The 15557-nt window shown below is 36.6% G+C and carries 14 protein-coding genes; 6 read left to right on the top strand and 8 right to left on the bottom strand.

Annotation, left to right across the window (positions count from 1 at the left end):
- Window positions 1-12: 12 nt before the first annotated feature.
- The 5 genes from mutL to QW060_RS11140 all read left to right on the top strand — a co-directional run bounded on the left by mutL (window position 13) and on the right by QW060_RS11140 (window position 5303).
- Entirely contained in the window at window positions 13-1914 is a 1902-nt protein-coding gene (mutL, locus tag QW060_RS11160; RefSeq protein WP_290363645.1) for a DNA mismatch repair endonuclease MutL, read from the top strand.
- Window positions 1914-2657, top strand: a complete 744-nt coding sequence (locus tag QW060_RS11155; RefSeq protein ID WP_290364747.1) for a rhomboid family intramembrane serine protease — start codon at window positions 1914-1916, stop codon at window positions 2655-2657. The genes mutL and QW060_RS11155 overlap by 1 nt, the downstream gene beginning before the upstream one ends.
- Window positions 2657-3508: a rhomboid family protein gene (locus tag QW060_RS11150; protein WP_290363644.1), complete on the top strand. Its 852-nt coding sequence runs from the start codon at window positions 2657-2659 to the stop codon at window positions 3506-3508. Before QW060_RS11155 ends, QW060_RS11150 begins: the two co-directional genes overlap by 1 nt.
- A 1-nt stretch (window position 3509) precedes the next feature.
- Window positions 3510-4547: an endonuclease/exonuclease/phosphatase family protein gene (locus QW060_RS11145; RefSeq protein WP_290364746.1), complete on the top strand. Its 1038-nt coding sequence runs from the start codon at window positions 3510-3512 to the stop codon at window positions 4545-4547.
- A gap of 63 nt (window positions 4548-4610) precedes the next feature.
- The gene (locus QW060_RS11140) at window positions 4611-5303 is read left to right on the top strand and encodes a GNAT family N-acetyltransferase (protein WP_290363643.1); all 693 of its coding nucleotides are present in this window, start codon (window positions 4611-4613) and stop codon (window positions 5301-5303) included.
- A gap of 55 nt (window positions 5304-5358) precedes the next feature.
- On the opposite strand, the gene QW060_RS11135 is transcribed toward QW060_RS11140, so the two are convergent.
- From QW060_RS11135 to bshC, 8 genes are all read right to left on the bottom strand, one after another.
- Complete coding sequence (locus QW060_RS11135) at window positions 5359-5976, bottom strand: WbqC family protein (protein ID WP_290363642.1); 618 nt, start codon at window positions 5974-5976, stop codon at window positions 5359-5361.
- Window positions 5977-5987: 11 nt separating this feature from the next.
- A complete protein-coding gene (lepB, locus tag QW060_RS11130; protein ID WP_290363641.1) occupies window positions 5988-7541 on the bottom strand; it encodes a signal peptidase I in 1554 nt (517 codons plus the stop codon).
- A gap of 38 nt (window positions 7542-7579) precedes the next feature.
- Window positions 7580-8284 carry a 4-hydroxy-tetrahydrodipicolinate reductase gene (gene dapB / locus QW060_RS11125; protein WP_290363640.1) on the bottom strand — a complete coding sequence of 235 codons (705 nt, stop codon included), beginning with the start codon at window positions 8282-8284 and terminating at the stop codon, window positions 7580-7582.
- A 3-nt stretch (window positions 8285-8287) separates the two neighbouring features.
- A complete protein-coding gene (locus QW060_RS11120) occupies window positions 8288-8866 on the bottom strand; it encodes a DUF5683 domain-containing protein (RefSeq protein WP_290363639.1) in 579 nt (192 codons plus the stop codon).
- A complete protein-coding gene (locus QW060_RS11115; protein WP_290363638.1) occupies window positions 8866-9768 on the bottom strand; it encodes a ParB/RepB/Spo0J family partition protein in 903 nt (300 codons plus the stop codon). The genes QW060_RS11120 and QW060_RS11115 overlap by 1 nt, the downstream gene beginning before the upstream one ends.
- A 3-nt stretch (window positions 9769-9771) precedes the next feature.
- Window positions 9772-10539, bottom strand: a complete 768-nt coding sequence (locus QW060_RS11110) for a ParA family protein (RefSeq protein WP_290363637.1) — start codon at window positions 10537-10539, stop codon at window positions 9772-9774.
- Between the two features lie 82 nt (window positions 10540-10621).
- On the bottom strand, window positions 10622-11509 hold the full coding sequence (locus tag QW060_RS11105; RefSeq protein ID WP_290363636.1) for an SDR family oxidoreductase: 888 nt from the start codon (window positions 11507-11509) through the stop codon (window positions 10622-10624).
- Window positions 11510-11612: 103 nt separating this feature from the next.
- Window positions 11613-13202, bottom strand: a complete 1590-nt coding sequence (bshC, locus tag QW060_RS11100) for a bacillithiol biosynthesis cysteine-adding enzyme BshC (RefSeq protein ID WP_290363635.1) — start codon at window positions 13200-13202, stop codon at window positions 11613-11615.
- A gap of 119 nt (window positions 13203-13321) precedes the next feature.
- On the opposite strand from bshC, the gene QW060_RS11095 reads away from it, so the two are divergent.
- Window positions 13322-15520, top strand: coding sequence for a B12-binding domain-containing radical SAM protein (locus tag QW060_RS11095; RefSeq protein WP_290363634.1), 2199 nt, complete (start codon window positions 13322-13324; stop codon window positions 15518-15520).
- Window positions 15521-15557 lie beyond the last annotated feature (37 nt).

Raw genomic sequence — 15557 nt, 5'->3', positions numbered from 1 at the left:
AAAAAAACATGCATGTCAAGTATTATTCGTTTGCTTCCCGATCATGTGGCCAATCAGATAGCTGCAGGCGAAGTAGTTCAAAGACCTGCTTCGGTAGTTAAAGAGCTGGTCGAAAATGCAGTTGATGCCGGAGCAACTTCCATTCAATTGCTGGTAAAAGATGCCGGCAAAACGCTTATCCAGGTAATGGATAATGGGAAAGGAATGAATGAAACGGATGCAAGGCTTTGCTTTGAGCGTCATGCTACTTCAAAAATTGCTTTGGCAGAAGATTTATTCAGATTGAAGACTAAAGGCTTCAGAGGTGAGGCTTTAGCGTCTATTGCGGCAATTGCTCACGTAGAACTTAAAACAAAACAAGCAGATGCTGAATTGGGTACTCATCTGATTATTGAAGGCAGCAAAGTAGTATCTCAGGAAGTAGCTGTGGTGCCACAGGGAACTTCTTTTTCTGTAAAGAATCTTTTTTTTAATATCCCTGCACGCCGTAATTTCTTAAAGTCTGATACGGTTGAAATGCGCCATGTAGTGGATGAATTTGAACGTGTAGCACTGGCACATCCTGATATTCACTTTACGCTGATTAACAATGGTAGTGAAATGTTTAATCTGCCGGCAACCAATCTGAGACAGCGTATTGTCGGAGTTTTTGGTAGCAAGACAAATGAAAAGCTTGTGCCTGTGCAGGAAACTACTGAAATTGTAGAAGTAGTTGGCTTTGTGGCAAAACCTGAATTTGCTAAAAAGAGCAGGGGAGAGCAGTTTTTCTTTGTCAACGACCGGTTTATCAAAAGCGGTTATTTGCATCATGCTATTTCTGCTGCTTTTGAGGGATTGCTGAAAGAAGGAACCCATCCGAGTTATTTTTTATACCTGCAGGTTCCTGAAAACAGTATTGATATCAATATACATCCTACCAAAACAGAAATAAAGTTTGATGATGAGCAGGCATTGTATGCCATTTTACGTGCAACGGTAAAACACAGTCTGGGGCAGTTTAATGTGGCTCCCGTTCTCGACTTTCAGAGAGATCAGTCTTTAGATACACCGTACCATCTCGAAGGTACAAAATCAGTTGATCCGACGATTGAGATAAATACGGGCTTCAATCCGTTTGATGCTATAAAAGAACGTCCGGCCTCTTCATCTGCAAGTTTCTCTTCAAAGATGAATACAGGAGGCAGCGGATTGTCTCCTGCTCCTTTTCGAAAAGAAGTACTATCGCAATGGGAAACACTGTATGAGGGAATTCCACAGGAAAAAGAAACCATATTGGCTTCACAGCATATTTTTGAGCAGGAGGTGGTTACAGGATCTCTTTTTGATGCAGATGAAACAGAGTCTAATGCTCAGAATAAAACCTATCAGATTCACAAAAAATATATTGTGAGTCCGATTAAGTCAGGAATGGTGATTATTGATCAGAGAAGAGCCCATCAGAGAGTTTTGTATGAACAATATCTGAATGATTTGCATTCGAATAAAAATTCGAGCCAGCAGTTGTTATTTCCCTTATCTTTATATTATGCAACCTATGAGATGGAACTATTGCAGCAGATGCAGGATTATTTACAGCAGATAGGTTTTGTATTTGATGCTTTTGATACCGAAAAGGTTGTCATCTCAGGGATTCCCGTAGCTATTACTGAAAGTGAAGTTTCGATCATATTAGAAGATTTACTCAGTGATATGCAGAGTGCATTCCCGACAGATAAAGATGTATTGAAAGATCGCATAGCCAAGTCATTTGCACAGAGTCTGGCGGTAAAGACAGGGACTTTTTTAAATGAAAAAGAACAGGAGCATATTGTAAATTCTTTATTTGCATGTACAGAACCCAATGTATCTCCTTTTTTAAAACCTACTTTTATTACGATGAAAGTAGAAGATATTGATAAAAAATTTATATTATGATGAAAATTACTGAAGTTGTTAAACAACTTTTGATCGTAAATATTATCTTCTTTGTAGGAAGTTATTTTGTACCGGTAATCAACCAGTATTTTGCGCTATATTATTTTGAAAATTCCATGTTTTATCCATGGCAGCCTCTGACGCATATGTTTATGCATGGCGGCGTAGCTCATATTTTCTTTAATATGTTTGCTTTATATTCTTTCGGATCTACTCTGGAATATTCCTGGGGAGGAAAAAAGTTTCTACTGTTTTATCTTGCCTGCGGTTTAGGTGCAGCATTATTGCATACCGGTGTCAACTACTTTATGATACATGACGGAGTTGCAACGCTGGTGAGCAATGGGTTTAAAGAAAGTGACATATATCCTGTTTTAGAACAACAAATGTATGATACCCGCTGGACAAATTACCTGTCTACAACACATATCGAAGCAATGGTATCTGGTTTTAGCATACCGGCTGTTGGGGCGTCAGGCGCAATATACGGACTATTGGTTGCTTTTGCCTGTATGTATCCGAATGCTTCTCTGGCATTAATGTTCATACCCGTACCTATTAAGGCTAAATATTTTGTACCCGGAATATTAGCACTGGATTTAATTTTAGGATTTAAGGGTTCTGCTATCTTTGGGGGCGGAACAGGGATTGCCCATTTTGCTCATATCGGTGGAGCGATTATGGGATTTATACTTATGCGCATCTGGACAAAAAATCAGTTTAATAAAAATCGTTGGGATTAATGAATCACTATTTAAAGCAATTAAAAACGGCCTATGAGTCGGGTAATACCATCAATAAATTAATTTATTGGAACATAGCAATTGCTGTGGTTACTTTTATTTTAAGTGCTTTTTTTAAAGATGTATATTTTGATTTTATCAATATTTTCAGCCTGAATTCTCAATTTTCAGTAGCCGTTACCAAAATTTGGTCTTTTTTTACCTATAGTTTTATTCATGCCGGACTGATCCATTTAATATTCAATATGATCATGCTGTTTTATCTGGGGCAGCTGTTTACCACTTTTTTCACCCAGATACAATTGTTGGGCGTATATATTGTAGGAGCCGTTTTTTCAGGCTTGTTTTACGTTGCTATAGCTGCATTTTTTCCTTTAGGAGGAAATGTGGTAGGAGCTTCAGGCGCCATCATGGCTCTTCTCTTTGCGGTTACTGCATATGCTCCGTATATGAATGTAAGGCTTATGCTCATCGGAAATGTAAAAATATGGCATATAGCCGTTGTCTTTATTTTTCTTGACGTGGTGCAGATTCCTTTTGGCAATGCTGGCGGACATATTACCCATCTTGGAGGGGCTCTTTTCGGTGCATTGTATATACTTCTCCTGAAAAAGGGGATTGATCTTTCTTCTTTTATCATCTTTTTCCAAAAATTGTTTAAAAGACAGAAAAATCAAAAAAAGCATTTCAAAAATGTTTATAAAAATACTACTGCAACCAATAGTAGCGTTAGTAACAATAAAGATCAGGTTCAAAAAAGAATAGATGAAATATTAGACAAGATAAAAAAGTCTGGCTATGAAAGTCTTTCAAAAGAAGAAAAGACCTTTTTATTTCAACAGAAAGAATAATATGAAGAAACTTTCAGGATTCAACAAATTCATGTACGTGGTAAACATCACATTGGCAGTTCTTACACTGATGGGATATGTATTGCCGTATCTGGCTCCTAAGTTGTTTCCGTTTTTGTCTGTTTTGACGTTGTTTCTTCCCTTGTTTTTAATTATTAATCTTATTTTCTGTGTTTATTGGATTATTCAGTTCAAACGGCAGTTTCTATTATCAGCTCTGATGTTTGTACTCGGATATACTTTTTTTACGCAGTTTTATAAAATATCCGCAACGCATAAACCCGTTGAAGAAGAAGATTTTACGGTTTTGAGCTACAATGTGCGTCTCTTTAATTTATTTGATTGGATAAAAGATGAAAATGTTTCTGAAAACATTAAACGGTTTGTGGAAGAAAAACAACCGGATATTATTTGTTTTCAGGAGTATTCCAAATCAGCTGATTTTGAGTTTGATGATTATAAGTTTCGTCATATAGTGATGCAAGGCAATAAAATAAAGACAGGAAATGCTATTTTTTCCAAATTCAGAATCATTGATCAGGGAGAGATCATGCTGCCCCAATCGGATAATAATGTGGTATATGCAGATATTGTGAAGGGTAAAGATACCATACGCGTTTACAGCATCCATTTACAGTCGATCAATATAAGTCCTGATATTAATGAGAAAATTGATGAAAACAGATCTAAACTGATTTTTAACCGCATCAGCAAGGCTTTCAAAGAACAGCAGGTACAGTCTGAGCTCATAGAATCTCATATGAGAGATTTTAAAGGTAGAAAAATTATTTGCGGTGATATGAATAATTCTGCTTTTTCGTATGTTTACCGCAATGTAAGAGGCGATCTCAACGATGCTTTTGTAGAGGCAGGCAAAGGTTTTGGAAAAACGTATAATTACCCTTACTATCCGGCGCGAATCGATTATATACTCGTAGATGAAATCTTTGAAGTAAAACAGTTTACTACTTTTAGTCAGTTTAAAAATTCTGACCATTTCCCTATCATGGCACGACTGAAGATTGTTAAAAATAAATAAGGTTTTCGTGTTAGTGATTGCAAGAAATATAAGCTGATTCAGTAATCTTTTCTAATAATTTCAATGGAAACTTCTATGAATGTTAAACATCCAGAATTAGACAATCCCGTATGGTATTCCTTACAGGAAACCCATCAGGCTTTTTGTACTGAACATGCCGGAATGAAATTTTATCTGCCTGAAATGGCTCCTTTTGGTGCTTTCTCTGATGTCGAAACTACTTTTGAAGGTACTGTTTCGTATGCCCATTTGTGTCATGATTTCTATGTGGTAGGGGAGCGTCCTGATGTTGGAAATGGACTCATATTAAAAAAGGAATTGGTTTGTGATCAGATGATTTTAGAGAATCCGTGCGAAATACTATTTAGTGAAGAGATTGTATTACTTGACAGAAATAGAAGACGAGATTTGGCGGCATTGGTTAATAGAGTACAACCGGGTTATTTTAAAGATGAAACAGCGGTATTAGGCAATTATTATGGTATCTATGTTAACGGAATACTCGTTGCGGTGACAGGAGAAAGAATGCAGATGAATGCCTATAAAGAAATCAGTGCAGTGGTTACCCATCCTGATTATACCGGAAAAGGATATGCGGGACAATTGGTTGCTTTTGTGGCCAATGCTATTATAGCAGAAAATAAAATGCCTTTTCTTCACGTAGCAGCCAGTAACAGCAGAGCAATACAACTCTACGAAAAGCTGGGTTTTGTCAAAAGGAGAAGCATGAGCTTTTGGAATCTTTCTCTTACATAAGAGAGACAGTATATTTGGGATAGAATAAGATATTACTCAAAAAGCAAAAGATCAGCTATAAGCTGATCTTTTGTTTTTTGAGATAGTCAACAGCATATCTTCCTTCATTAAAAAGCAGATCCAATATACTGAGGTTATTGATAAATCCATGTTTTTCTTCAAAAACCTGAGGATAAGGTTCAAATTGGTGCATGTCTTTTTTTCCATTGGCCAGAAAGCGAAAATCTGATTGTTCCTTTACTTCCTTGTGATACTCTTCTGTTTTGAAATAATCAGCCTGAATTCCCAGACAATTACAAACCAGATCATACGTTTCTAAGTCAAGATCCATCATAAAACGGTGTTTCTTTTCAAACAGGCTTCGGATATCATCTTCAAAATATTCGAAAAAAGGTGATGTTCTATAAGCGGCTTCTAACGATTTAAAATGTTGTTTCTGCCAGTTAAAAGCAGTTTCCAATTGTACGTCTCTGAATTTTTGATGTACAGTGTTCGAATGTTTTATCGGTATATTTAACAGCTGTATTCCATTGGCACTGTAAATATACATACGGTTTCTATTGGTCTGCTTCTGAAAGTTATCATCGGTTTCAAATGTAATACTCTTAGCCTGTACTATTGCTGCAAAATGGCTGATAGACGGGAAATAAGTTGGATGTATTAAAATATCCATTCAACAAAGGATTAATAATTGTATTTTTTCTTTTTTCTTTTCTTGATAAAGGCATATATTCCCCATCCGATCATAATGATTACGAAATACAGGAAAAACGAATGTGGCTTTCCGGTACCATGAACGGTTGTAAACAAACGATCCCAACGGATTTTGTCAATCAGTTTAGAGGTTGGTACTGTTGGGTCAATACTCATCCAGATAAATACAGGCTTTCCAACAATATGATCTTCAGGTACAAACCCCCAATAACGGCTGTCTTCGGAATTATGACGGTTATCTCCCATCATAAAATAATAGTCCTGCTGAATGGTATAACTATTTGCTACCGCTCCATTGATATAAATCTGACCGTCTTTTACTTCAAGTTTATTATGCTCATAATCTTTTATGATCATTTGGTACATGGGAAGGTTATCCAATGTTAAAGTTACTTTTTCTCCTTTTGCAGGTATGTGTATAGGTCCCAGGTTGTCTCCTGTCCAGTTTTGGTTATGTGGAAATATTCGCTTATCCGCTCCTCTTTCTATGATGCGGATTACATCTTTTACATTTGAAAGCTGTTTTAGTTTTTCTGCTCCCTCAAAAGTTAAAGCATGGATGATAATGGTGTCATTGGCAACTGCATAAGCACCATCTGTTACATTCAGATCTTTGTATAAATAATTAGGATCTAAAGGTGTACCGTCAGTTACCACTTTGTAGGCATACTGTACTCTTGCGCGGTCACCCAAATCAAGAACTTTGTTATTTACATATACAATTCCTTCTTTTACTTCTAAGTTATCTCCCGGAAGACCTACGGTTCTTTTTACATAGTTAGACTTTTTGTCTACCGGCTTGTCTGCTCTTCTCCCTGATTTGTCAAAGAATTGATAAACCGTATCAATAGGCCAGTTGAATACCATGATGTCATTGTGTTCCGGTTTTTCAAATCCTGGAAAGCGAAAAGAGGGTAATTGTGGAAATTTAGTATATGATTTTGTTTTTATAAAAGGGATGGTATCATGAACCATCGGTAAGGCAATAGCTGTCTGTGGTGTTCTCGCCCCATAATTTACTTTACTTACAAATAAAAAATCACCTACTAAAAGAGTCTTTTCCAAAGAAGATGTTGGTATGGTAAACGGTTGTATGACATACGTGTGGATAATAGTTGCTACTACAACTGCAAACAAAATAGAACTTACGGTTTCACCTGATTCTGTTTTTGCTTTTGTACTGCGGTCTTTTATATGTGTTACATCCTGTGTATAGTTGATATAATAAATATAAAGGCCTAAGGTAAGTACACCTAAAATAGTATCTGTGGTAGAATTCTTACCAAAACTTCTCAGTGTTTCTACCCATACTACCGGAAACATGATGAGGTTTACGATAGGTACAAATAATAAGATAACCCACCAGACCGGGCGGTTAATGATTTTCATGAGCACTACTGCGTTATATACCGGTATTGCTGCTTCCCAGGCTTTACGCCCTGCTTTTACATATAATTTCCATGTACCCAAAAAGTGAATCAGTTGGATGACAAAGAAGAATATTAACCATTGAGTAATTGTCATAATTCAATATATTTTAAACGAAAGTAATTTTTTATTTGTTATTTTCCTATAGAAAGTACGTCTTTCATGGAGAAAACGCCTTTTTTATGCTCAATCCACTCTGCTGCTATAACAGCTCCCAGAGCAAAACCCTGACGTGAAAAAGCAGTGTGTTTTATTTCTATTTCATCAACTTCTGAACGATAATATACACTGTGTGTTCCAGGTACATTTTCAATTCTTTTTGCCTCTATCGGGATCTGATCTGAAAGAGGAGTTTCCATAGTCCAGCCTGTATACGGAGTATGTTCTATAATTCCTTTGGCAAGTGAAATAGCAGTACCGCTTGGCGCATCAAGTTTTTGTGTATGATGTATTTCTTCCATAGAAACACGATACTCAGAAAGTTGTGCCATCATTTTGGCCAAATAATTGTTAAGTTCAAAAAACAGATTTACGCCTACACTGAAGTTGGAACCGTAAAGAAAAGCGCCTTGTTTTTCATAACATAATGAAACCATTTGCTCATATTGATCCAGCCATCCGGTAGTGCCGGAAATTACCGGTATATTTTGCTGTAAACAAGTGGTTATATTCTCAATAGCAGTCGTAGGAATACTGAAATCAATGGCTACATCTGCCTTGGAAAGACCTTCAAAAGAATCCTGACTTCCTTTTTTTAAGACTATTATATGTCCGCGTTGTAAAGCAATTTTTTCAATTTCTTTACCCATTTTTCCGTATCCTAATAGAGCTATGTTCATTTTTTAAAATTTATATCGCATGGTCATTCCAAACTGATAGCTTTGGTTGACTTCGTTGAATTGAAATGAAGGTTCAAAAGAGAGATCGTCATCCACATTAAATTGTTGAAGATGGGCATCTACATTGGCATCTACAATGTTAAGTATATAAATACCCAACGTGATGACAAGACATAAATCACGGCTTTTCTGAAACTGTCGCTGCGCTCTGATAATGCGGTCGTCATCCAGTTGTCCAAACCGTTCGTTTGCCCTGTCATAAGCACTTCCTAATTTTAGACGTCTTTTGTAATCATCACGCAAAAGTTGATATTGCTTTTGGTTGTGAAAGTAAAAATACATACTGGTGCCCATACCACCGTAAACCAAAGGAAGTTTCCAATAGCTGCGATTATATATTTGTCCCAGACCCGGTACAATTGCCGAATAGAAAGCGGCTCTTGAAGGAGCTAACGGATCAGTGGCTCTGTCCAGTAATTCTTTATTCTTTAGAATTGTTTTTTCGGTTGTAAGCGTATCTTGCTGGGCAAAAATTGCCGTATGAAAAAAGCACAAAAAGACAATATATAAGATGTTTTTCACTACTCTTTCAATAATTTGATAATACGTTCCAGGTCTTCTGAGGAATGAAAAGGAATAGCTATTTTTCCTTTGCCGTTTGCTGCAATTTTTACATCAACTTTTGCTCCGAAAAAATCTGTAAAAACTCGTTTTTGTTGATCGGAAATGGTGTAAGAAATCTTTTTTGCCGGTAGGCTTGGCGTATCATTATGTAGGTTTTCCTGATAGGCTTTTACCAAAGCTTCGGTTTCACGGACAGATAAATTTTCCATAATGATTTTATGGTAAATTTCAGTTTGTGCTTCATGATCGGCAATGTTTATGATGGCTCTTCCGTGTCCCATGGATATAAAACCATCGCGAATACCGGTTTGTATGATAGGATCCAGTCTTAACAAACGCAGATAGTTGGTAATGGTAGACCTTTTTTTTCCTACGCGATCACTCATTTGCTCCTGTGTCAGTTGAATTTCATCAATCAGACGCTGATAAGAAAGAGCAATTTCAATAGGATCTAAGTCATGTCGCTGTATGTTTTCTACTAACGCCATAACAAGAGAATCATTGTCATTTGCGATGCGTATATACGCAGGAATGGTAGTAAGGCCGGCTAATTTGGATGCTCTTAAACGTCGCTCACCTGAAATCAGCTGGTATTTATTAAAATCTGTTTTTCGTACTGTAATAGGTTGAATAACACCGAGTTCTCTGATTGAAGTAGAGAGTTCTTTTAATGTTTCTTCATTAAAATTGGTTCTTGGCTGAAATGGGTTGATTTCAATGGCATCAATTTCGAGTTCAATGATATTACCGACAACTTTATCTGCATTTACATCTTCTACTGATTTGATATCATTTTCAGGATCTTTCAGTAAAGCTGAAAGACCTCTTCCCAATGCTTGCTTTTTTATTGCTTTCGCCATATTTTAATGCGTATTTTTTTTGATGATTTCTTCTGCCAGATTCAAATAGTTGGCAGCACCTTTACTTGTTGCATCGTAATTGATGATGCTTTCTCCAAAACTCGGAGCTTCACTCAATTTTACATTGCGCTGGATGATGGTTTCAAAAACCATATCATTAAAATGTTTTTGAACTTCTTCTACAACCTGATTTGATAAACGCAGGCGGGAATCGTACATCGTGAGCAGTAATCCTTCAATATCCAATTTTGGATTGTGAATTTTCTGTACGCTTTTTATGGTATTTAGTAATTTTCCTAAACCTTCTAAAGCAAAGTATTCACACTGAATAGGAATTACAACAGAATCTGCTGCTGTCAGTGCATTTAAAGTAAGCAACCCTAAAGACGGAGCACAGTCAATGATGATGTAGTCATAATCATCTTTAACCGATGCCAATGTTTGCTTTAACATATATTCCCGGTTTTCCTTATCTACCAGTTCTATTTCAATGGCAACCAAATCAATGTGAGCAGGAATTAAATCTACATTTGGGGCAGAACTTTCTAAAATAGCTTCTTTTGGTGTCACAGAGTGTTCTAATATCTGATAGGTACCTGTTTCAACACTCTCTACATCAATGCCTAAACCAGACGTAGCATTAGCCTGTGGATCGGCATCGATCAACAAAACTTTTTTCTCTAAAGCCCCCAAAGATGCAGCTAAATTGACAGATGTAGTCGTTTTTCCAACACCTCCTTTTTGATTAGCAACCGCGATTATTTTCCCCATTTGTTACATAGAAATTTTGAAAGGTAAAAATACGATATTTTATGGGTTTACGAAATCTAAATTATTAACAATTTGCTAAAACTTATTTTTGTGAATTGTTTTTCTTTTTTACCATCGTTTCCAGCATATCCCACATTTCCTGAGGAATAGATTCCAACATGTTAAATTCACCTGCTCCCTGCAGCCATTCGCCTCCATCAATCGTAACTACTTCACCGTTTACATAGGCAGAAAAATCAGATACAAGATAAGCGGCTAAATTTGCTAACTCCTGATGGTCGCCAACCCTTTTTAGGGGTACTTTTTTTGTAATGTCAAATTTATCTTTGAGATCTCCCGGAAGCAGACGGTCCCAGGCACCTTTTGTAGGAAACGGACCCGGTGCAATAGCATTGCTTCGGATGCCGTATTTTGCCCATTCTACAGCCAGACTGCGCGTCATGGCAAGAACACCTGCTTTTGCCGTTGCAGAAGGTACTACATATCCCGAACCGGTCCATGCATATGTGGTGGTGATATTTAAAATTGTTTTATTCGTTTGTTTTGTATCAATCCAATGTTTTCCAAATGCGAGTGTACAGTTTTTACTTCCCTTCAGCACAATATCAATGATGGTATCGAAAGCATTGGCAGAGAGGCGCTCTGTAGGGGAAATAAAGTTTCCGGCGGCATTGTTGACCAATACATCTACTTTTCCAAATGCATCAAGTGTTTGCTGCAGCATTTTTTCTACCTGATCGTAATGGCGTACATCGCAGCTGAGCGGTAAACAGATACCGTTTGTTTGTTCTTGTAGTTCTGTAGCCGTGTTTTGTAATTTTTCTATATCGCGGGAAGTAATGACTACTTTTGCGCCTAATTCTAAAAAATAGGTTGTCATGGATTTGCCCAGACCACTGCCACCTCCTGTAACTACAATAACTTTATCTGCAAGAGCATTGTCTCTAAGCATTTTGGTAGAATAATTCATTGAAATTTTATTTTTTGATTGAAAATAAATGTACTAAAAACTAATGGTATAATCAATAGAAATGTAGGTAGTACATAAAAAAAAACCTTCTGAAAGAAGGTTATTATAGAATTACGATGTTAAATTTTTGTTCCAGCGGATGAAGTTCATCAATGAGTTTTGGAATCAGTTGATTTCCGACTTCTTTATAAAACTGAGAAAAATTGACGATGCGTTCCTGAAGATTTCCCGAAGGAAAAAGTTCAGCCTGTAAATCTGTGATGCGTTCTAAAGCATCACGGTGTATTTTCTTCTCCGCAGTGAGGAGTCTTTTTTCAAGATTTTTTAAACCTTTGAGCTGCTTTTTCTCCTGAGCTTCAACGGCACCAATAAACGAAGCATCCGTTTTTTTTGCAAGCTGTTTTAAATCACTGAATTGTTTTTCTAAAATTGCTGTTTGCTGTTGAAAATCAAACGTGTTTTCAGATCTTTTTTGTGTCTGGCTGTCTAAAAGAGCTTGTTTTTTCATAAATAAATCGCTCCATTTCAAACCGAGTCTGTCTGCTTTATTTGCCTGTTTTTCAGTTGCCAGTAAAACTGAATTTCGAAGCAGTAATATCGGAAACGGAACTTTAAAATCAGCAAAAACTTCTTTTAGTTCCAGCCAATAGGCAAGTTCACCTCCGCCACCTACATAGCAGAGATTGGGAAGTATTATTTCCTGATACAACGGTCGCAGAATAACATTCGGGCTTATTTTTTCAGGATGCGAATCTATGAGATTTTCTATTTCTTCCTGTGAGAATGAATAGTCCGTATTATTGACCTGATAACGCTCATTTTCATAGACAATGCGCTCTCTGATACCGTTTTCAATATAGAAAAGATTGATTTCTCTTGGATTTACCTGTATGTTATAATTGCTGAGAATATCAAAACTTTTGGAAACATTTTTGATGGAACACTGTTGTTCCAATTCTTTCTTTGCATAAGGTGCAAATAAATGTTTTAGGTTTTTGTCATCGCCATCCAAAATTACCAATCCGTATTCTTTAAAAAGTTCATTTGCCAGATATCGGGTTGCTGAAGCCAGATCAGGATGTTTTATATAGCTTTTTTCAAACCATTCTCGTAGCTGATCAGCGTTTTTTCCGATACCTGTTTGAGAAGAAAAAGCCTCAAAGACTTTATCTAATCCCTGAGTATCCAGACGTCCAACCGGACCACAAGCATGTTTATTCCATTGAAATTTCAGATCTTCATAGTTAAAATAATGAATTTCTTCAAAATCATGATCTTCGGTCGCCATCCAGTAAACCGGAACAAAATCATATTCGGGATATTCTTTTTTGAGTTCTTTTGAAAGATTGATTACGGAGATGATTTTGTACAGAAAATAGAGCGGACCTGTAAAGAGATTTAACTGATGGCCAGTGGTCACAGTAAAAGTGGTCGTCTTTTGTAATAAGGCCAGATTGTTTTTGGTAGCTGTAGAAACTGAAAAATTTACATACTGATCCGTCAGAGCTTCTACAAGTGTCATTCTGTTCTGTAATCTGAAATCAGCCTGTTTCTCCAGTATCTGATCTTTAAAATTTTCTATGCGTGGAAACCGATGGTACAAAGGTTTTAGCGTATCTACTTCATTTAAATAATCGATCATTAATTTTGAGAAATATCCTGATTCCTGATAAGAGATACAGTCTGATGGCATAGTTCTATTTTTTTGCTAAAATACTAATTATTATTATAGATTGTTTTGGGTTTAACAAGTAGTTAATACTTGTTTTCTTTATTATAAATAAACGTATTTTTGCATTTAAAATCATTTCCTTGAAGACGCAGATATTATTAATAACACCTCCCTTTACACAATTAAACACCCCGTATCCCGGGACTGTTTATTTAAAAGGTTTTTTGAATACGAAAGCAATAAGTTCGTATCAGGCAGATCTTGGTATAGAGGTTATTTTAGAGATTTTTTCTAAAAAGGGCTTGCAGAATTTGTTTGCTGAAATAGATCATCGTGGCCTTGAACTTAGTGAGAATGCAGAACGTATGCAGTCCATTAAAGAAGATTATATTCATACGATTGATGCTGTTATTTCTTTTCTTCAGGGAAAAAACCCGACTCTGGCAAATGCGATTGTTCAGGATGATTTTTTACCTAAAGCCTCCCGGTTTTCTCAAACAGAAGAACTCGATTGGGCATTTGGTTCTATGGGATTTCAGGATAAAGCCAAACATTTTGCTACTTTGTACCTGGAAGATATTTCTGATTTAATCATTGAAGGTGTTGACAGTAATTTTGGTTTCAGCCGTTATGCAGAACGCCTCGGACGGTCTGCTAACAGTTTTGATGAATTATATTCATTACTGCATCATAAGCCGACCTATATTGATACGATCACTTTAGACCTTCTGGAAAAACTGATTGAGAAAACAAATCCGGAAATTATTGGTTTTTCAGTTCCTTTTCCGGGCAATTTATACAGTGCTTTTCGTTGTGCTCAGTGGATCAAAAACAGGTATCCGCACATCAAAACTAAAATGGGTGGTGGTTTTCCCAATACGGAATTACGGTCACTATCTGATAAAAGGGTTTTTGAATTTTTTGATTTCATTACCCTTGATGATGGAGAGGCCCCAGTAGAAAATGTTGTAAAGTACATTAATCAAGAAATTGAAGACAGGGATCTCAAAAGAACATTTCTTTTGAAAGACGATAAGGTAGTCTATATAAATAATCCGCTGGTAAAGGATTACAAACAGAGCGAGGTCGGCTGCCCTGATTATACAGATTTGCAGTTAGATCGTTATATCTCTGTTATTGAAGTAGCAAATCCGATGCACCGCTTGTGGAGTGACGGCCGATGGAATAAATTGACTATGGCCCATGGTTGTTATTGGGGAAAATGTACTTTTTGTGATATTTCTCTCGATTATATAAAAATATACGAACCCGTTGCGGCAAGACAAATTGTTGATCGTATGGAGCAACTGATACTTACGACAGGTACTTCAGGATTTCATTTCGTTGATGAGGCTGCTCCTCCGGCACTGATGCGTGAAGTGGCTTTAGAGATTATTAAAAGGAAACTGGCTGTTTCATGGTGGACGAATATTCGCTTTGAAAAGAGTTTTACTCTGGATTTGTGCCGATTGCTCAAAGCATCAGGCTGTATCGCGGTTTCAGGAGGACTCGAAGTTGCTTCTGACAGATTGTTAAAGCTTATCGATAAAGGGGTTACAGTAGAACAGGTGGCAAGAGTAAACCGTAATTTTACAGAAGCCGGTATTATGGTTCATGCTTATCTGATGTATGGATTTCCTACACAAACGGCTCAGGAAACCATTGATAGTTTGGAGATGGTACGTCAGATGTTTGAATCGGGAATTATGCAGTCCGGTTTCTGGCATCAATTTGCCATGACTGCCCATAGCCCCGTTGGAATAGATCCCGAAGCTTTTGATGTAATTAATTTATCTGTAGAAACGGGAAGTTTTGCGAATAATGATTTAGTTCATAAAGAAAAGAGTGGCGCCGTTCATGATAAATTTTCATTTGGACTCAAAAAGTCACTGTTTAATTATATGCATGGTCTTTGTTTTGATTTTCCGTTACAGGAATGGTTTGATTTCAAAGTACCCAAAACAAAGATACCTCCTGATTATATCGACAGGGTTTTAGAAAATGAGCCTTTTCCGATATATAAACCCAATCAGAAAATGATTTGGCTCGGAAGCATTCCACAGGTAACTTATTTTGTGAAGACTAAAAAAGGTAGAACTTATGAAAAAGCATATATGAAGTTTCATACCAAAAGTGAGATAATTGATATTGAAACCGATAAGGTCATAGCAGATTGGTTTGTAACTTTTATTAAAGATGTAAAAGAAAATAAAGGATCAGTGACTATCTATCAGGTGATGAAAAATAGTTTTGAGGAAATAACATCTGAAGATTTTGAACCTTTTTTATTTTCTAAACCGGCACAGGAATTAAAAGACTATGCTTTGTTGATTTTATAAAGCGGATGAAAAATTAGTAAAAAGCAATAAAAAAAGG

It is taken from the genome of Paenimyroides ceti (assembly GCF_030409925.1).
The sequence above is the reverse complement of the archived record's forward strand: the minus strand, read 5'-3'. Positions and strand labels throughout refer to the sequence as shown.